The sequence below is a fragment of the Roseivirga spongicola genome, from assembly GCF_001592965.1.
GTDB lineage: Bacteria > Bacteroidota > Bacteroidia > Cytophagales > Cyclobacteriaceae > Roseivirga > Roseivirga spongicola.
In genome coordinates this window covers 1,227,162-1,246,948 of the sequence record NZ_LRPC01000001.1, presented here as the reverse complement: position 1 = coordinate 1,246,948, position 19,787 = coordinate 1,227,162, and the positions used below count along the sequence as shown (strand labels likewise).

17 protein-coding genes are annotated in these 19,787 nt (G+C 34.8%); all 17 read right to left on the bottom strand.

From position 1 onward, the window contains the following. Window positions 1–19: 19 nt before the first annotated feature. The 17 genes from AWW68_RS05410 to AWW68_RS05335 all read right to left on the bottom strand — a co-directional run bounded on the left by AWW68_RS05410 (window position 20) and on the right by AWW68_RS05335 (window position 19,649). A complete protein-coding gene (locus tag AWW68_RS05410) occupies window positions 20–1,396 on the bottom strand; it encodes an O-antigen ligase family protein (RefSeq protein WP_157717538.1) in 1,377 nt (458 codons plus the stop codon). A gap of 110 nt (window positions 1,397–1,506) precedes the next feature. Further along, window positions 1,507–2,436 carry a glycosyltransferase family 2 protein gene (locus AWW68_RS05405; RefSeq protein ID WP_068217465.1) on the bottom strand — a complete coding sequence of 310 codons (930 nt, stop codon included), beginning with the start codon at window positions 2,434–2,436 and terminating at the stop codon, window positions 1,507–1,509. Beyond that, the gene (locus AWW68_RS05400) at window positions 2,436–3,350 is read right to left on the bottom strand and encodes a sulfotransferase family protein (RefSeq protein WP_068217462.1); all 915 of its coding nucleotides are present in this window, start codon (window positions 3,348–3,350) and stop codon (window positions 2,436–2,438) included. Before AWW68_RS05400 ends, AWW68_RS05405 begins: the two co-directional genes overlap by 1 nt. After that, window positions 3,350–4,372, bottom strand: a complete 1,023-nt coding sequence (locus AWW68_RS05395) for an NAD-dependent epimerase/dehydratase family protein (RefSeq protein ID WP_068217460.1) — start codon at window positions 4,370–4,372, stop codon at window positions 3,350–3,352. The genes AWW68_RS05400 and AWW68_RS05395 overlap by 1 nt, the downstream gene beginning before the upstream one ends. Window positions 4,373–4,599: 227 nt before the next feature. After that, on the bottom strand, window positions 4,600–5,676 hold the full coding sequence (locus tag AWW68_RS05390) for a GumC domain-containing protein (protein WP_068217457.1): 1,077 nt from the start codon (window positions 5,674–5,676) through the stop codon (window positions 4,600–4,602). 1 nt (window position 5,677) lies between these two features. Continuing rightward, window positions 5,678–8,236 carry a polysaccharide biosynthesis/export family protein gene (locus AWW68_RS05385; RefSeq protein WP_068217454.1) on the bottom strand — a complete coding sequence of 853 codons (2,559 nt, stop codon included), beginning with the start codon at window positions 8,234–8,236 and terminating at the stop codon, window positions 5,678–5,680. A gap of 71 nt (window positions 8,237–8,307) precedes the next feature. Next, window positions 8,308–9,432: a glycosyltransferase family 4 protein gene (locus tag AWW68_RS05380; RefSeq protein ID WP_068217451.1), complete on the bottom strand. Its 1,125-nt coding sequence runs from the start codon at window positions 9,430–9,432 to the stop codon at window positions 8,308–8,310. An 89-nt stretch (window positions 9,433–9,521) separates the two neighbouring features. Then, a complete protein-coding gene (locus AWW68_RS05375; protein WP_068217448.1) occupies window positions 9,522–10,286 on the bottom strand; it encodes a glycosyltransferase family 2 protein in 765 nt (254 codons plus the stop codon). Next, on the bottom strand, window positions 10,279–11,379 hold the full coding sequence (locus AWW68_RS05370) for a glycosyltransferase (RefSeq protein ID WP_068217445.1): 1,101 nt from the start codon (window positions 11,377–11,379) through the stop codon (window positions 10,279–10,281). The genes AWW68_RS05375 and AWW68_RS05370 overlap by 8 nt, the downstream gene beginning before the upstream one ends. Beyond that, entirely contained in the window at window positions 11,376–12,434 is a 1,059-nt protein-coding gene (locus AWW68_RS05365) for an EpsG family protein (protein WP_068217442.1), read from the bottom strand. The genes AWW68_RS05370 and AWW68_RS05365 overlap by 4 nt, the downstream gene beginning before the upstream one ends. Next, window positions 12,431–12,583, bottom strand: coding sequence for an LbetaH domain-containing protein (locus AWW68_RS20435; protein ID WP_157717537.1), 153 nt, complete (start codon window positions 12,581–12,583; stop codon window positions 12,431–12,433). The genes AWW68_RS05365 and AWW68_RS20435 overlap by 4 nt, the downstream gene beginning before the upstream one ends. 449 nt (window positions 12,584–13,032) lie before the next feature. After that, window positions 13,033–13,989: a glycosyltransferase family 4 protein gene (locus tag AWW68_RS05360; protein WP_157717536.1), complete on the bottom strand. Its 957-nt coding sequence runs from the start codon at window positions 13,987–13,989 to the stop codon at window positions 13,033–13,035. Window positions 13,990–14,105: 116 nt separating this feature from the next. After that, entirely contained in the window at window positions 14,106–14,942 is an 837-nt protein-coding gene (locus tag AWW68_RS05355) for a hypothetical protein (RefSeq protein ID WP_068217436.1), read from the bottom strand. A 1-nt stretch (window position 14,943) separates the two neighbouring features. Continuing rightward, complete coding sequence (locus AWW68_RS05350) at window positions 14,944–16,062, bottom strand: hypothetical protein (RefSeq protein ID WP_068217433.1); 1,119 nt, start codon at window positions 16,060–16,062, stop codon at window positions 14,944–14,946. A gap of 161 nt (window positions 16,063–16,223) precedes the next feature. After that, entirely contained in the window at window positions 16,224–16,916 is a 693-nt protein-coding gene (locus AWW68_RS05345; RefSeq protein ID WP_068217430.1) for a CatB-related O-acetyltransferase, read from the bottom strand. Continuing rightward, window positions 16,913–18,244 (bottom strand): hypothetical protein, encoded by a 1,332-nt coding sequence (locus AWW68_RS05340; protein WP_157717535.1) that lies wholly within the window; start codon window positions 18,242–18,244, stop codon window positions 16,913–16,915. Before AWW68_RS05340 ends, AWW68_RS05345 begins: the two co-directional genes overlap by 4 nt. Then, window positions 18,237–19,649: a lipopolysaccharide biosynthesis protein gene (locus AWW68_RS05335; RefSeq protein ID WP_068217424.1), complete on the bottom strand. Its 1,413-nt coding sequence runs from the start codon at window positions 19,647–19,649 to the stop codon at window positions 18,237–18,239. Before AWW68_RS05335 ends, AWW68_RS05340 begins: the two co-directional genes overlap by 8 nt. Window positions 19,650–19,787 lie beyond the last annotated feature (138 nt).

Sequence of the window (19,787 nt, the reverse complement as noted above, 5' to 3'; positions counted from 1 at the left end):
TACTCTATATTGACATTACCTATACTTGAGTTTCTGATAGCCTATAACTATTGGATAACCTCTCTTTGGTTACATTGGAATAGTTTTGATAAAGAGTTTCACTACTTCCCACTAACCACCAAGAAAATAAGGCAACAAATAAATATATTTCAACATTAGAAGTAAATAATGGCAATAATAAACCAAACTTTACGCTCGATGCAATAAAAGCAACTCTTTTCTCGAATAGGCTACTTGAGCCCCTGAAGGTTACCCAACCATTTCTAATACTGTAGAACAACATTGCTAAGTATAATATAAGACCTAAAAAGCCTAGCTGTACTCCAAAAATCAAATACTGATTCTCCCCCCCTACTTGAAGATCTGAATCAACGCCTCCTGCATTACCACTAGTGGCTAGACCAATACCCATAGGGTTAGCCAACATACTTTCCCAAGCTTCTAGCCATTCTAATACGTGGGCTACACTTGATGCGTTTTGAAATAGAATTGTATCCTGAACAAAATATCTAAGATCATCTGGAGCAATAAAAACAATGTATACACCCATTAAAGCAGCAATTATACCAAATGCTACAATCAGTTTATAAACTCTAAGCAAAAATGCCATGTATACCAGCATAATGAAGAATGAAACGAAAGTGGCTCTCGAATATGCAAGCAAGACACATAAAATCACCACCCCGAGTAGTATTAGATAATTTATTTTATTAGCCCTACTTTTTGATGAAACCAGATATACTATTACGATCGAAAAACTGATCAGCATAGAAGCTGCAAATTCTAATGGATTTGCAAAAAAGGACCCATATCTTGGTTGTCCTCCCTGAGCCTGAAAAGTATATCTTAAATCAAACAATCCTTCAGGCTCAATTTGTAGTATGTCTGAACCATATTTAACAAAGCCAATTTGAGAGTGAAAATGAGTTGCGGTTACTTTCTCAAGTATCACAAGAAAAAATGCAGCAACAGTCACATGAAGAACTAATTTGAAAGTTGAATGCCATTCTTGGGGCGAAAATGGTATCTGTCTTCCAAGAAAGTATGCAATGCCAAGCAAAAGAAGGTTTTTAAAATAGTTTGCCTTATTCACAAATGATGCCTCTCCAATAGGCAAAACCATAAAAACAAAACACATTGTTAAAAATGCAATAAACACCTTATCAAGGGTCGTAAGGCAAAAAGACCAATTAATAAGGCTAGCCTTTCTCCCAATTAGCCAAACAGCCAAAGCATATATGAATACAAGTTCTTTTGAGTATTTGATAAACTGTGTAAGGGGCACAATCTCCAAAAAAGCATAAGTAAAAGAGATGAAGACAGTGTATATGGGTAAAAACGAAATTAGATAAACAAGTACATACCAGAATTTACCTTGACTAATTGCATTAAGCACAAAGCCTAGATAACATAAATAGAATATTACGAACAATATGGCAATAAGCGTGGCCATCAAAAAAACAAATGCCTTTTATGGTACCTAAAAAATAAACTCATATAAGCTGATCAGCCGTTGTTAAAATCTATTTCTTTATAGGGGCTAAAACCATCTTTGACCCCTCTCAATGTGAATCTAAATTTCTTCCAACGGCCTCGCAACAGGTAATAAACTAAGAATCCTGATATTTTATAAATCTGATAGATAAAAGCTGTTGGCCAATATGGTAGAGGTAAATTCTTCCTTAAAAAATAGAGATGGTTTCTAATATTAATATACTGGCGAAAAGGCGAACGAAACCCCTCCTTACCTTTTACTCTACTAACTGCCGTAGCACTTTCAAAATGGTATATTCTGGATTGTGGAACATATTTCAGCTTGTACCCCTTTGTCCTGCATCTAAGCGACCAGTCCGAATCCTCGAAAAGGATAAAAAAATTATCATCAAGGTAGCCTATTTCGGAAATCATTCTTGCCGGAAAGACCATTGCACAACCTGTAATCCAGTCCACCTCCATTTGAACATCAAAGGAGGGGTTGTCTTTGGCTCCTGAACCAATTGTTTTTGTTAAGCCTAACCATTTATTAAACTTGCCACCTGCATTCCAAATAGTATCTGGCGGATCCATGGTATAAATCTTAGGTTGCACAGCCCCAGTGCCCTCATCAAAACCATTAATTAATGGTTCGAGAAATCCTGGCTCTACTATCGTGTCATTATTAAGCATCATTAAATAATCATAACCATGCTCAAATGCATACTTCAACCCTATATTATTCCCCCCAGTAAAACCGTAGTTCTTATCATTCTCAATTAGCTTTATGCCCGCAATCTCTCTCAGTTTCTCAACCTCAGAATTTTCACTTCCATTGTCCACTAAAACAACTTCTGCATTATTATAGGTAATATCTCTAAGAGACTCAATACATTTAATTGTGTGATTAAATCCATTCCAGTTCAACAAGACGATAGCTACGGAAGCCTCTTTTTTGCTCATCAATTCCAAATACTAAGGTTCAAGTCAAATTTTGTGGCCAATTCTTGATTAAATGGGACAAAGAACTTTTTTAGTCTAGATATATCATCTTGAAAGTCTAGATCTTCTGTTGTGGGGGCATGTTGAAGCTTGATATAGAGACTCTTTATAGAACTTTTAAATGGAACTCTATAACCAGCCATTGAAAAAGCCTTGTTTAGAATATAATGAATAGACTTATTCCTTACAGAAATCGATTGGTTAACCTTTTCCGATCCCTCTTTCAATCTCTCAGCTTTAATTCCGAGAAATTCACAAATTTCTTTAAGTGTTAATTCATGGTTTCTATTCATTTCTTCAAAGAGAATCACCATCATATTTTCTTTACCAACAGCCCTTTCCCAAAGACTCAAATATGAAATATAGCATGAATACCTAAGCTCATGAGTTAGTGAAAAAGCTGCCTTTTCGTTTTTACAGGAATCGATTATTACCCTATGATTAGGCTCAAGAAGACTATCAACATATTCAGAAAAAGATAATCTATTGACAGCTGCTAGGTTGTTTGACGTATATTGAAATGAGGAAAGAATCCTAGATGCAGGCTCCCTTAATATAAACAAGACCTTAGGCTTCTTAGGCATGTCATTAAACTGACTCAGTAACTCCTGCTGATAAATGGTTTGAGAGGTTCCGTCTAAATGCAAGCAACCTTCATGAAGAGGCTTATAAAAGTCTAAGTATTCCCTCCTAAATATTCCTCTAGTAGTTTGTCTATATGGGTTTCCCTTATCTATAAAGAAAAATGGCTCTTTGGGATGACACCCCTGAATTTGTGAATGAGCAGCTAATAAATCAAAGAGATAAGTTGTCCCAGACTTTGCGGCTCCTGCCAAAAACACATCAGGGTAGTATTGTTGATTCCAAAGAATCATTAGACAGTTGTTTTAGATGACTCTTTAGAGTTCTTCCAAAAATCATAGATCCCATTTTCCAACTCATATTCAGACCATCGGAAACGATCTCTTTGCGGTTGTTTCTGTGCCCAATCCCACATAATAGAAAGACCAGAACGCAAATCAGTTTTATCCTCAAACCCTAAGACCTTCACAGACTTTCTCCAAGTAGGATGGGCATGCTTAACCTCATGCCTTTGCTCCTGAAAGAGAACTTCTCCTCCTTCCATCACTTCCCTCAGAATCTCACTTGCTTCCAGAATCGAGTATTCTATTGCAGACCCAAGGTTTACAATCTGTTTACTTGCCTGAGGAGACACCCCAGCTTGCCATAATGGAGAAAGGCAATCATCAATAAAACTGAAAGCTCTTTTTTGCTTACCATCTCCAAATATTGTAAGTGGTTGGTTATTCAAGTGTTGATACATCCAGATACCCAAAACGTTTCTGTAAGTATCCCAGATATTTTGCTTTATTCCATAAACATTATGAGGACGAATAATGCACCAATCCAAACCATGTTGCTCACCTGCAATTTGAATATCCATTTCGCAAGCATATTTGGCCACTCCATATGGATCAATAGGTGAAGGCTGATCAGATTCATCGAAAGGGGGATTCCCAGCACCATAAACAGCCATTGAGCTAGTGAAAACTAGGCGTTCTACATTTTGGCGAATACTCTCATTAATAATATTGGCTGTAGCCAATAAGTTATTTTGATAGTTGAACTTTCTAATAAATGGAGAAAGCCCTTCAGCCGCATAAGCTGCAAAGTGATATACCAATTTTGGTTGATGCCTTTCGAAAATTAACCTTATTTCTGCAGAGGCACAATCAGTGTTATAAAATGTTATTCGGGAATCTATATTCTCGATGTAGCCTCCACTTAAATTATCTATTCCAACTACCTCATACCCTGGAAAATTAGAAAGTAACCAGTCTGCCATTCTACTTCCTATTAACCCAGCAACACCTGTTATAACTATGCTCTCATTCATTCTTTATACTTAAACTACAAATATGTACTTGATTCAAGGCTTAGCAATAGAAAATCAGTTTTTTCTTAAGCGATCCCTTTCTAACTCAACAACGCATTAAAATGATAATATAACTTATTCAATAAGCACCAACCGAAACGTAATCCCTTCCTTTTTCCGTTTACAGTTATAAGAAGAGTAAATATGTAATTCAACAATGATATTGAAGCTTACAACGAGTGGTTTACTTAAATCTCCAATATTGCTCTATCGACAACCTCCTTGATCAAGAAGTACAAGGTCATTAGACATAAACCCACAAAACCACCAATTACAAGTGCCTTGAAAAGGCTCCATTGATTATCGGGCAATGGTAAAATTGGTTTATCAATAACCTGAATTAACGGCATTTGATTTCTATGGGCAACTTTTGCCAATTCCAACTGCTTTACTACCTCTTGATAAATTGAACTATTCGCCTGCACATCAATCATTGCTTTCTGATAAGGTACTTGAGATGTTTTATATAGCGGGTTAGGATTAGGCATGGTTTCATCAATTCTGGCAAGGTTCAGTAGGGACTCATCTAAAACCCTTTTTATACTATCAGCTTGATTCTGAAGTATACGAAGGTTGGCCAGGCTTTTTTTAGTCTTGGTTTCCAAATAAAACTCATTGACATTTCTAACATGGGTTTCTGTGAATAGTTTTGCCAAAAACTCATCCTCATGCCTAAAGCCTATTTCAAGAATTGTAGTTTTTCGATTTGGTTTATCTATAAAGAGAAATTTCTCTTTAACTAATTTTATGGATTCCAGTAGTAGACTATCCTGCTTTCTAGTGAAAGACTCTCGGTCCGTATTAAACCTCGCTAACTCAACTCCCTCATCTAACCATTTATTTGTAAGTTTATTAGACTCAGCGAACCTATTGATCAAAAGTACTTTCTCTCTATCAATAATGATTGGACTCAACAAAGTCTTCTCTAACATTCGATTTGATCGATAAAGTTCTTGAATATTATCGATCTGAAACAGGATTCCTCCTTCTGCAATGCCACCGACATTAATGCCAGCTAAAGAAGCTATAGAACCTAAATCTCCTAGTCCACCAGAACTATCATTGTCTAGAACAAACGTAGCTTTTGCTGTAAAAACTTTAGGCTTCAGATAATTGTAACCAACTACTAATAGCAGAACTACCACAGTACCGAGTCCAATTTTCAGCCACTTAGACAAAATAAAGAGAACCCAATACCTGAGCCTTTGGATCAAATAGCCCAAAGAAATTTTCCCCTCTCCTATATAATTGTCCTGAGAATCCATCTTAATTATTCTGACTGATTTGACTAATAACTAAAGCCAATGTCGCTAGACCACTGGTAATTCCTATTACATCTTGTAGCCTTATTGGAATCTTTAAAGGTTTGGTAGGTACAATGACTTCTGCTCCCGGAGCAGCCTTTGGATAAAACTTCATAAAAAGTAAGCTCTTGGTTCTTGCTACTTCCCCATTCGCATAAACCACATAGGTCCCCTTCTTCTTAGCTCGATAGTCAAAGCCTCCTGCATTGTTGATGTAATACTTTAGAGATTTACCTTCAACAAACCTGCTTGTTGTTGGGTAAAGTAGCTTTCCTCTCAACCTTACTGTTTCGGACCTCTTAGGAATAACTAAAACGTCACCCTCTTCTAAAAGCAAATCAGATACAGAGCCAGGCCTATTTATTATTGATGGCAAATCTATGCCTATAGCTTCTGCTTGTTTCAACTGAATATTAGATGTCAACGCGTTTCTTTCGATTACCTCCTTAATTCGCTCTCTTTTAGCGAAGCTAGAAAGGCTCTGGTTGCTTTCCCTTCTTTTTTCTAGCTCTTGAATATCATCTTCTATTCGAGATATCATAGCCAACTCAGCTTCTGTTAATAGGTTCGGGTTATTTTCAAATTTCTCTTGTAACCTTATGAGGTCATCAATCTGCTTTTCAATGTCGGTAGGCTCCTCGTAAAACTCTGTTTTCCGAATTAAGGTAGCCCCTTCCACAAAAGCGAATTCAGTGATACCTCCCGCCCTATTAAGAATATCTGAAATTCTTTCGCCTTGATTCTTAATGGCATAAAGCCCTGGTGAACTAACCTGCCCTTCAACGGTCACTAACTGCTGTCTTCTGAAGTTTTGGCTTCTCCTAAATAAAACTTGATCGTACGGCTCTAACTCAAAACCACTTTCTCCTTCAATTTCTCCTTTCATATCGATTGGGAAAACATAGGTTTCAGATAGGCCAAGCCCGCCATTTTCTTCAGTAGATATTCTTCTAGAAATTTCAACATTACCTCCATATGCCGATGTAACTGTACCACCTACCTGCAACAAAACATCATCTAAGGTTAATCCTTTAGAGAAGCTAAACACTCCTGGGCTATTGACCTCCCCAAGAACCTCTACGAACGCTTCTTCTCGCAGCTCATTTCTCGAAAATACGGTTACAACATCTTCCTTTTGTAGATTAAAGGTTGTGGCATTCTTTAGGCTGATCGAAATAGATTCAGTAGTGAAATCTTCCCCAGTTCTAGTAATTAATATACGGTCTTGAAAAGCATCTGGCTTTAGGCCTTCAGCCTTGTTCAAAAGCCCTTGTAGGGTCAGTCCCTGACCAATTGAATAATCTCCAGGTCTAAAAACTGCACCCTTAACAATTACCCTATTTGTGAAGCGATCTAGCGCATATGACACCATAAATTCATCGCCAGTCTTAATTCCAAAAACCTCGAACTGGTCTGAATGGATATCGACCACTAACCGCTGACCATCATTAACCCGATATAACTTAATTGATTTTGTGTATGCGTTCTCAGCAAAACCGCCCGAGTATTTCATCAGATCCGCAACAGTTTCTTCAGCCTTTAGCTCAAACTTACCAGCAATCTTAGTGGCTCCTTTGAGTGTAACCCTGTTAGTATATGGTTGAACAAGTATTACGTCTCCATTTTCAATTCTCTTATCACCTATTGAATATCCATTTTGAAGAAACTCGTAGACATCTATAGTGGAAAGAAGTTCTCCATTCCTGAAGTGCTTGATCTCTCTTAGGGTACCATTTTCATTAACTCCCCCTGCTGCATAAAGCGCATTGAAAACCGTATTTAAGGCACTTAGATTGTATGTCCCTGGGAGTTCGACTTGGCCAATTACGTTTACGTTTACACTTCGAACTTGACCCAAAGAGAGTGAGACAAACGTATTGGGGTTAGTTCCATTAATACCATCATAATAACCTGCCAATCGAGATTTTACTTTTCCTCTAGCCTCGTCAATAGATAATCCACTAATGACTACAGGTCCAATATTTTCTAACAAAATAGTGCCATCAGGACTTATAGTACCCTGATAATAGCTCTCCGATGCTCCGTATACATCAATATAAACTTCATCTCCCGCTCCTAGTATGTATTCCTTCGGAGTTGGGGTATTTTGAGTGGTTTGAAAGGTAAGAAATGAGCTTTTCCTAAAAATATCTAAACCATAAATTTCAGATTTTTCCTTTGCAACTAAAACTTCCAAAGAATCGGTATAAGCTGATCTCAACCTGCTAGAAGTAGATGGACTTGTTCTAGACTTTGCTAAACGAGAAGATTCTACATTATTAATTCTCTCAGTTAATAAGGAAAGCTCATTTGTGCTCATCCCTTGTGATCTGGCTAAAGAGATAAGGTCAGTCTGGGAATAGCCCATAGCATTAGCCTGCTTCACATAAGCTTCAATCTGCTGATCAGAAAGACTCGATATGTTTATAGAAGAAAAGTCTGGAAGACTTTGACCGCTTAGGCTTGAGATGGTTATACTAAAGAAAAATAGTAGGAAGTAGGTAAAAAGGTGTGATCTCATTCTTGCTTTAAAACTTCAACGCAAGATAAGATATTAAAACAAACCTAGTAGAAATGTACTAGCAGAAATGACTATCCTGCATTTTTAGAAATGGAAACCACTTTAGCTTCATCTCTTGAAGCTCGGTTTCTTTCACGAAGTTCTTCTTTTCGCTTATCTATGGCCGCTCTAAAAATAAGATCTAGAATGGTCCCTAAAGCAATGACCGTTATAAGAATAGATGGAATTACGACTGAATCAGAGAATTCCTTTAGTACTAGAGCAAGTAAAACAAATATTACATTAACTGTAACTAGAATACCCGTTGCTTGCGCATGATTACACCCAAGCCGAAGAAGTATATGATGCACATGTGTTCTATCCGGGTGCATTGGAGATTTACCTTTCAAGACTCTTTTAACGAAAACTCTGAATGTATCCGCTAATGGCAATATGAGAATAGCAACTGCGGTACCTATGGAGCCTCCGAAAGCAAATTGTTGACCTACTATTGAATAGTTAAAGTCTATAAACTTTATAGTTAAAATGGAGAGGAAAAAGCCTATAAAAAGTGAGCCTGTATCTCCCATGAATATCTTAGAGGGTGCCCAATTATAATTAAGAAATGCTAGTAATGCCCCAGTTAAGGATAGGGACACTAATGCGAATCCCTCTTCCCCATTCAAAAAGAAAAAGAGACCAAAAAACAATGTTGCAATTATCCCAACAGACCCAGAAAGTCCATCAATACCATCAATCAAATTGTAGGCATTGGTAATTACTATAATTGTAAAAAGACTAAGCAAGTAACTTACTGCAAGGGGTATATCGCTTAACCCAAACAAGTTGTAAAGGGAAGTAAAGCGAATGTCACAAACAGCTATTATAATCATAGCCGCAGCGACTTGTCCTATCAGCTTTTGATAAGCTCTAAGATTTATCAAATCATCCCTAAAACCAATAATAAACATTATGGAAACCGCACTGAGCACATACTTGACATCTCTTAACACCTCAAAAGGAGCCCAAATCAAAATTGATATCGCAAACCCAATAAATATAGGCAACCCTCCCATAGCTGGTGTTTTGGCTGTATGAATCTTCCTTCCACCTGGATCATCTAAAAAATTCCTTCGCTTGAAAAATTTAATAAAGACAGGAAATACCAAGAATGTCAAGAGGAAAGATGTACCTGCTATGAGGAGGGTTCGTTCCATACTTTAATTGCAAAACTATGAATTAAACAGCAGAAAAAGGAGGGACCTCTAGTTGAAGATTTATAATTACTGGATAAAACAGTATTTAACTATCTCGAGTACTTTTTAACTCCATTAATAAAGTAGCAAACAAAACAGTAACAAGAATAGATAAAATTTAATCTCTCAACCTTTCTATAAATCTTCCATTGATATTTACTAGCAACAAACTTATTTCTAGAAACAGAACCCTCCCTAATCATATAAGTAGCTAATGGAACTTTGTATCCGTATGCATAGTCTGTAATTTTTAATAACTTCAACCAAAGTCCATAGTCCTGTCTTTTATCTATGATAGGCATATATTGTTTACCAAGCTTTTCGACATCATAAAGTGCAGTTAAACAAGATATTGGACATGTTTTCAATAGTGACTTATAATTTACCTTATTAGGAACGATAAAATCGCTTATATAGTGGTTATCTCTCTCAGAGAATCGTTTGTACGAAGCAAAAACGAAGGAATAATTGTTCTCTTTAATAAAAGATAGCATTGATTTTAAAAAGTCCACATTCCAAATATCATCGCTATCTAGAAAAGTAATATATCTACCCTTAGCTTCCTGAATTGATTTGTTTCTGGCTACGGCAGGGCCAGCATTTTCAGCAAGCTTAAACACTTTTATTCTGTCATCACTCTCAGACAAATCCGTTAGCAAATCCATGGTGTTATCGCGTGAACAATCATCAGTTATTAGCAATTCCCAATTTTCATATTTCTGGTTCAACACACTTTGCACTGTGTTCTTAACGTATTTTGCAGAATTGTATGAAGGCATAATAATGGATACTAACCCTTGTTCTTCCCTATCCATTATTTAGACTTTTATAAATTTCCATCGTATCTAATGATATACCCGACCAATTATATTTTTCTTTCATTAACTCAAGTGAATTAGAAATCATGACCTTTCTTTTTTCTGAATCTTGAGAGACCCCTAAAATAGCCGTAGATAACTCGCTGGAATTTCCATATTGAACAAACTCACAACTCTCTGAAAATTCCGATTTAAAAGTTGGCAAATCGGTTAAAATAGCAGCTTTGCCTGCACTTAATCCCGTTATTACTGCACCAGAAGTCGTAATTGCCCTGTAGGGGAAAATCAATAATGAAGCCCCCTTTATATACTTTTTCAACTCAGAAACATCTGCGTAAATGTTTTTATACTCTACGTTCATATCATCATGAATATGACTTAAAACAACCTCTTCATAAGAGTCTGGGCATTTTCCTATTATTTTTAAACGTAAGTTTGGATTTACTCGATTAACCTCTTTCCAAGCGCTGAGTAAAAAGTCAACCCCCTTGTAGGGTCGAATTAACCCAAAGAAAAGAGCGTAACTAAACTCATTGTTTTCTTCCGAATATTCTTCAGGATTAAAGAGAAGGCTGCCATGCCGAACAACTTCAATATTCGATTCAGCTATACTGTAATCATTTATTAACTCACATCTAATGTTTTCGCTATGCACTATTATTTTGTCCATAACATTATAAAGCTTCTTAAACCTCGATTTGAAAGTCAGATTTGAATCATGAGGAAGCACATTATGAATGGTTAGTACCAATTTATGCCCCCTTTTTTTTAGTCTCTTTAAGATGAACAACTCTAGCGATGTTTTATCAAATAACGGAAGCCATTGAAAGTGTAGAGTTGTTAAATGCTTCGATTTAAGAATTGACCTATAGAAGAATAAGTGATTTAAAAGAAGATTAATAAATTTAAAGTGTTTAAAAAGCAGCCCCTTCTTTTGAGGGAAATATTTCACGTAGCCCCACATATTAGATTTAAAAGTGGAGTCTACATACTCAGCTGAAGACCCATTTTCCTTAAGTGCTTTATGTAGCTCTTTGTTATAAGCAGGAGATCTTTCAGCTAAATCAATGATGTATATCTTTCTTTTCACTTGAACTTCCCTTTATTGTCTGTTGTGAAAATCGTACTGTAAGGAGTCAATGCTGACTTCTTTTCATTTCTTGTCGTCAATGAAATGTATGACAGGTTAAAAACTAATAAAATGAGACAGGCTGAAATAGATACTAATCTTTGAGGTTTAAAGGCCTTAACAACCAATGGCATAAGAGGAACAATAGATATCGAAAAATACTCGAACACCCTTATACCTGCATGGCCAAAAGAACCAAAAAGATTATAAAATAGAATTCCTAACGAAAATATTCCTACAAAAAAATGTACCTTCTCATTTAGCCTGTTCTGCAAAAATAAAAGGCCTAGTGCAACTCCATTCATTAGAAATCTTATTAGGTTACCACCGGTACCTTTAACACCTTCAGGGCTTAAATATGAGCTACTAAAACCAGAAATATCCAATAACATTAAAGTAATCTGACGACCAAATACAAATGTCAAAGCAACAAAAAAGGTAAAAACCCATGGCTTTATTTTAACGAAACACATCGGGATTAAAAGTATGGTTACAAAAGAACCAGAATGAATTAATCCAGAGATACAAACAATTATTATATAAGTCAGAAACTTCCTATTTATTAAAAAACTAATAGCGTAAAATATTATTGCTATAGCTAAATGTTGCCTGATTAAACTGAACGAGTCAATGAAGAATAAAGGGAACAGTGCGTATATAAAAAGTCCTATATGCAAGCTATCTGGCATCAAACGTTTTAACCCTTGAAATACGAAATAGACAGTTAAAAAACTGTAAATGAAAAATATGAGATAAGGCAGCTTGAACAGCCATACGGTAAAAACAATTATTTTACTTAAAAACTCAAACCTTAAGAACTCCCATAAAAAATCACCTTGTTGTGAAGCTACTTCATAGTAAACAGGATAGTCGAACCCTACATCATAACGAATAGCAGATATTATTGCTAAAAATATCGCAAAGGCTTGTGAGAACGCTTTTTTTCCATTGTCTAAAGAATCAGCGATTATCAAAAACAATACACTAATTAATGATAAGATTAAATAAAATATCATTTATAAAGTCCCTTGATTGTACCTGGGTTTTCTATATCTCTCAAAACTAAAGCGTGAGCCGCTAATTTTGAATTTGAGCAAATCTTTGACACTGAAAGTACCGTGACATTACAACCAAAATACACATTGTCTCCAATAACAGTTTCCACCTCTTTGACCTCATCTGAACCAATCGTTACGCCATGAAAAATGGTTACATTATCCCCTATTGAAGTGTTTTTTTTAATAATTATGTTATAGGGTTACTTATTTAGGCAGCAAAAGACTGCAAACCAAATACTTACAATTTAATCAAATTTAGAGCTACCCCCCTAAAAACAATTACTGGTTGCTTTAAAAGAGGGTTCATCTTTTTTGCTCTGCGATTTAAGTAAGTAACCCTATTATGTTATATGGATGAGGCACTCTTAGCCCTGACCCAATATTAACAGAAGAAGGCACTTCGGAGTTAAAAGCTATCGAAAAAAGAGAATTCCAGATCTTAAAAAGTAATCTAATCAATGAATATAATATGCCTTTTGGCCAGTTATACGTGTTACCCCTGACAATAAATAAAAATAGTCTTTGATTGAATCTTTTATTAACTCTAAAATCTGATTTAAGAATTTGAAGTAGCCCCATCAAAAATAATGTTATTGTAAATGTTAAAGACCTTTTTGGGCAACCGCTCAGCTTCAATGAAGAGCTTACCTTGCTCAGAAATTAATTCTCTGAGATTCTTATGGGTCAATAGCTTTATTAACTCTTGAGAAAAATCCTCTCCTGAAAAAAGCATACCTGTTTGACCATGATAGATATTTTCAACTATTCCTGGGATACGCGAGCCAATGCATGGTACTCCAACTGCCATAGCTTCTAGTAAAACGTTTGGCATACCCTCACTGTAGGAGGGCAAAACAAAAACTGTGGATGAAGAATAAAAATTTAGCAAACTTTCTTTCTCTAGTTTATCAAGAATAGTTATCCAATCACATGTTGCAAAATCATAAAATCTATCCAGCTCATCATAATAGGGCTTATCAGTAATTGGACCGATTATGGTCAGTTTTAGATTAGTCACGCCTACTTTTGCATTTCTACAAGAACTGAGCAAACGCTTTAATCCCTTTCTCGGGTTAAATTCTCCAACAAACAACACATTTGCTTCTTGAGGGCTTCTAGCTTTATTTATAAAAAATTCATCAACAGGATTAGGAATAAACTCAATATTAATTTCATTGCCCAACAACGTTTGTGCCTCTGTTTTAGATGCCTCACTTAGAACGATTATATTATGAAACCTTTTCGCTAACCATTTTCTCAAGGTAGAAGATCTAGAGTAAAAGCTTTTCAACTCATTGGCACAGACCCTACCAGTAAATGTTGAATTAGTTAATATAGAAACGCCTGCAATCAATAAGGAAAACAAATAAAGGTTGGGACAGAATACGGCTGAAACTTTTCTCCTATTGGCAAGAATAAAAAAACATGCATATAAGCTGAACCATAAACTTCTAATCCTATTGTTTTTTATAAAATCAAAAGGAATTATAGCATGAGGGATATCACTTTTCAATTCTGACCTAAAAGTTAGAACTACAACATTCTGGTCTTCTAAGTAAGGGATCATCCTACGGGTAAACTTAGCCCACCCTGCGTAGGTCTCTTCGAAAAATAAAGTCGGAATTAAAATCACTTAGCCTCTCGTAATTTCAATTTGTATAAAAGGACATACCCTAACTTTCCCAACATCAAGAAATAGCTTTCATAATTGACAAATAGATAGATTAATAGTTCTCTATTAGTTTTAGAGGCTAACGTTTCAAGTGATTTTTCTCTATTATTTGAACTTCTATTTATAAACTCATCTGAGACCTTCTTCTTTACAGCAAGAATATAGGCTGCCATGGCAATAAGTTTTTGTCGAGTGAAGTTCAGGAAAATTGATTTACATAATAAAAAAAATACCTCGCCATGAGTCGAGTTTCTTTTCGGCATTTCAACACCTCTTGGAAAAGCTTTAATAGCTCTATGACTCCCAAAATTAAACGCTTGTTCATCACTAGGATCCGGACAGTGTAAAATATACTTTGAAGAGGGTCTTGAGACTATCTCACTTTTTAGAACTGAGCTTGAGATTAACGTCCTATCGGTATATAGATTATCAGTATTTGCAGTCCATCTGACTCGATTACTATAAGCATTAACACCACTTATGTAATCTTCCAAGAAATAGTCCCATATATGAAAATGTAGCCAATCTAACTCTATATCATTTTCAAACTTTCCTTTAAGCCAATCAATAAACTGATCATCTGTTATGAACATGTCTGCATCTAGCTTCAGGAAAATGTCAAAATCATTTCTATTCTTATAGAAGGTCGAATAAAGCAAGTCATGTGCCTCATTCTTAGGCAAGTTATTGATTACAAAGTAGTCATCATTATCGGCCAAGTACCTTTGAAGCTGTTCTTTCAAAAAGTAGAACTGAGGCTCATCTACTCTAAGAATACCTACTAATAACTTCAAATTATCTTTCGCTTTGAATTTGCCTCAATTCATTAAATAAAGGCTCAGAAAAAACCGAAAAGGCTATAATTACCGACACAAACAAAAGAAAAACGATTTCAGCCAAAATAAATCTCTTGGTTATGCTTTGAGTGGCCTTATTAGGTATAGTGATTTCTTTAATTACGTAGAAGAAAGGCTTATCCTGTTCCATTTTAATCTTAGCCTGTTCCAAATCTGTAGCTAATTTTTGATAAACAGCACTAACAATAGAAAAGTCTGTTTGGAGATTCCTCAAACCTGACTGTCCTCTACTTGTTACCAGGTTAGCATTCATATCTTCATACTCTGCCAACTTTGCTTGAGCCATCAAATATTCACTTTTCTTTTTCTCAAAAAGACCTTTAATGAACTCGTAATCTCGCATAGCTTTTGCAGACTCGAATTCAGTTAGCTTATTTTTTAAAACTTCTAATAACGCCAAGGTCATTTGACTAGAAATCTCAGGATAATCTGACTCAAAACCAGCAGTCACTAATCGACTTCTTGAATCGATAGAAATAAATGCTTCAGATCTCATTCTATTGATAACCCCTTCATCTACTTTGGAAATAAAATTGACCTTATCCTCTTTCAGTTGATTGGCTTCATCATCTGTATTCTCCATCTCAGTATTTTCACCTGATTTAAATAATCTGATGATTTTTGAAGGTAATCCGAGAGAATACTCTCGGATTACTTCAACATAACTTGGCTTATAATATTCTAGAACATATTGCTTGTAGGTTAAAGAGTCATTACTGATATCACTTATCATTAATTTCTTATTGATCAACCTCAACTGAACTTCATGATTCTCTAGTAAATCTGGATATAGAGTAGAACTAATTCCAACAGAGTTTGAAGCCCCGCCTAAATTTAATCCAGCTGCGTTAGCCAAAGGTCCAAAACCTGCTAAATCTACACTAGAAGGCTGGTTATTAGTTTGAGGAAGAACAATTACATCAGATAGGTATTTCTTTGGGTAAAAGTAAACTAACAGGAGTATGACAAAATTGAGGGCAATCAACACCTTCCAGTTTCTCTTAATTCGGATGTAGAACCCATGTAGTAGTCTAATTATGTTTATGTCTTTAGCCATTTTTTAGAAAGAAAAATTCAACAGAACAAGAAAATATACAATTACCGAAATGAGTGATTGCAACTAACTAGATTAAACCTGAGATACGGTACTGATAACAAAAACTGTTTATACTTTTAACATTAATATTTAAGATTCTCAATTCAGATCTATACGTTTTTTTAGTCATTCTGTAAATACGAATTTAAACTACAAGAATTAATTTTTTTCAAATTAAATAAATCTTCATTCTCAATGATTTTTTCGATAGACCATTCCCACCATGCCATTGATTCCAATATGTCAATTGTCTCTCTATCAAACCTAAACTTTAAAACTTTAGCCGGTGTTCCTGCAGCAATAGCATAGGCAGGAATATCACCCACAACGACTGAGTTAGCAGCGATAATAGCTCCGTTCCCTATCTTCGCACCACTCAGGATAACGCATTGTGCCCCAATCCAAACATCATTACCAATGATAATTTCGCCTTTACTATGAATATCTAGACTTTTACTTTTACCGAAAATATTCTTATTAATTAAGTACGTTGATATTCCTGTGTAGTTATGATTAAACTCCTGGATATTAACATTCCTCGCAATGCTTGTAAAAGCTCCTATCCTAACAGAATTTATATAACAATGAATATCTGTATTCGGGCCATTAATTGCTGAATATCTACCGATTGTTACTTTTTTGGATTCAGAGTGTATTTGAACCCCTCCAGCTATTTTTACATTTTCTGATATCTCTATATTACCGAATAATTTACAACCAGATATTTTAGCAGAATTTGATATTTTTAAACGATCAGTAACTTGAATCACATTTCTTTTTGAAATAAATTCAAATATTTTAGTTAATAACCTCATTCAACTTCGAATTTTTCCCAACCGATTTTAAAATCTCGAAACCAAAAGAATAATTTTGGCCTTTGAACTATTAAATCACAAGCTCTAGAATCTAAAAAGTATGTTGGAATATTGAATTCTGCCGCTTCCAATGCAGTCCCAGAAAAGCAAGTAAAATGTACTGAAGTATTTTTTAGTATCTCCGGTAGTGGAAATTCATTTCCCTTATCTAGAAAAAAAGATTCATCATTCGTTATATGATTGATTAGTAACTCCTTAACAAAAGCATAGTCTAATAACGTTTGACGTGGATGAAATCTTATCCACCAGAAAACACCATCTCCAGCCGTTTTTGCCATAAAATTTAAAAAATCTGAAGGTATAGGTGTTTCCAATGGCTGTAGGCTCAATAAATATAACGAATTGGGTATAGCCATTTTTGAATTCTTATTCTTCCAATATTTAATCCAATCATTACCATAAACAACTGATCTGTGATATTCAGGATTTAAAGTAAAATCATTAATTGTTTTGGCAGACGATTCATCCCAAGTCCAAAATTCATTTGGCATTAAGTAATTATGATTCTTGAAAATGTATTTCCATTTACCGTAAGCTCCGTGTGTTGAAGTTTGTGGACCGTGTTGCAAATCTACTTTTTTAACCCCTATACGTGATGCCGCTAAAAAAGCTCCAAATACAGGATTACTATAATAGCACAATGCCACTACCTCCTGAGCCCTTGATTTCTTTAATAAGAAAGTAAATAAATTTTCCCATTTACCTATCGTCCTCAATGAAGTGAGAATAGTAGATTCAAAGTTTAAAAAAGGACAACCAAATCTCTTCGAAACAACATCTAGCAGACATCTTAACTTAAAAAGTTCAGCTTCCTTTATAGAATATTTATTATAACCTGAGAAAAAAGACCAAATTGGTAAAACCTCAAAGAGCTCAATTGTTTTAGAATAATAGTTTACATCCCTTTTTCCTGCATATTCTAGAAGTAAGCCATTCTTCGTTAATTCTGGATCAAAAAACCTATTAAAGCTACTGCCCTCATGATCTACTCTATGTGAATTAGCCCCGAGTAGTAACCTTTCATTTTTCTTTATAAAAAAACATTCAGCTATAGACCTCAGCCTTGAAGGTATTGATACAATTTTTTCAAAAATGGTACTTTTCCTTTCATCCTTAGAGGTGGACAAATTTTCTAAATTTTTAATTAATTGGGAGTATAGCTGTACACGAATTAATGGCCATAAGTCAATTTTACCAAGAATAGGGTGATTGATAAATACGGAAACATAATTTGCATTCAAAAAATCTATAATCTTTTCCCTATCCATACTCATTTTTAAGGCTTTTGGATTTGATATAAAAAAAAGAAATACATAAAAGAACAAATAGACTTATAACTAACTTAAATTCAACCTTCAAATCTCGGGCATAAAATACTCCAATAGTCAATAAGCATGTAACTAGAAACATGAAAATGGGATAGTAGTTAACAACCAACAACTCTCTAACAGTTCTAACAAAATAAAAACCATATCCCATCAGCATATAACTGATGAAAGTAGTTATTGCAGCCACTTCAAAACCAAAAATTGGAATTAATAACAGATTCAAAAACACATTAAAAGCACCGGCTGTAAATGTTAGTCTAGGCATCCAAGTCGTCTTCTCTTCAAACATCAGGCGTGCACTAGCTCCAAGGTACATAGGTCTGTAAGCATAACTCATAACTAAAACTATACCTACATCATATGTCTCAGCCAATTGATCATTATTGATTAAAAACATGAAAATCTCTTTTAACCATAATGCCAAACCAGCAGTTAGCAAGAGCATCAATTTTTGAGACGTTACAATTAAATTTCTCGCTTTGATATAATCGTTTTGTTTATAAAAATTATTTAGTAAAGGCCCTATAGCTAACCCCAAGGCATTTCCTAAACTGCTGACTACTCTAGCAACGGTATAAGCCACATTATATTTACCAATTGAAGGTGTCCCAACTCCCAAATTATCCATGACTACTTTATCAGAGCTTTCTAATAAAAAGCCTGAATAATAGTGTGGAACAAGTGGAAGGCTAATTCGTAAAGAATTTAGGATTGTTCCCTTTTTATAATTAAAAATTGGTGTCAGTTGGTGAGTAATTAGTACTGGAAAAAGATAAGAGAGGTTCAATAAAATACTAACTATACAAGTAGACCAAATCCAACCCATATAGCCCATTTTTAAAATGGCTATAAAATATAAATTAAGGAATACCGTAATTAAACCTGAACAAATAGTACGAATTGCGATTTGAATAGGTTCTTGTCTTAATTGGTAAAAATTAAACCCTATCAAATTTACTGGTCCAAATAAAACTAGAGGGAAAACTGAAAGACAAATGATTTTGAATTCATTTTGTCTAGCTTCAGGAGGTATAATGAAATAGAGTATAACTGCTGATAAAAAAGCAAATACAATGGACCATTGAATAAGGAATCCATAAACTTGTCTCCATAGCCATTTAAATTGACTTGGAGATTTAAAATAGGAATTAACTAAAACAACACGCAATCCAATAGTTGACAATACCGATAAAGCTGTTTGATATGCAGTTATAGTACCAAAAACACCATAATCTAATTCAGTAAGGTATTTTGTAATAATCGGGAGAATAAATATTGAGGCGATTTTGGAAACATGAGGAGATATTCCGTATAAAACAGTATGAGAAAGAAGCTTCTTAAGCATTAATTCAATATATAATGCAGTAATAACATATTATTTTAATGATTTATATAATATTTATAAAAATAAAATAATAAAAATCTATTAAATCAGATTTTTAACTCAGAACAATATAAATCAAGAATAAAGTCAATATACAAG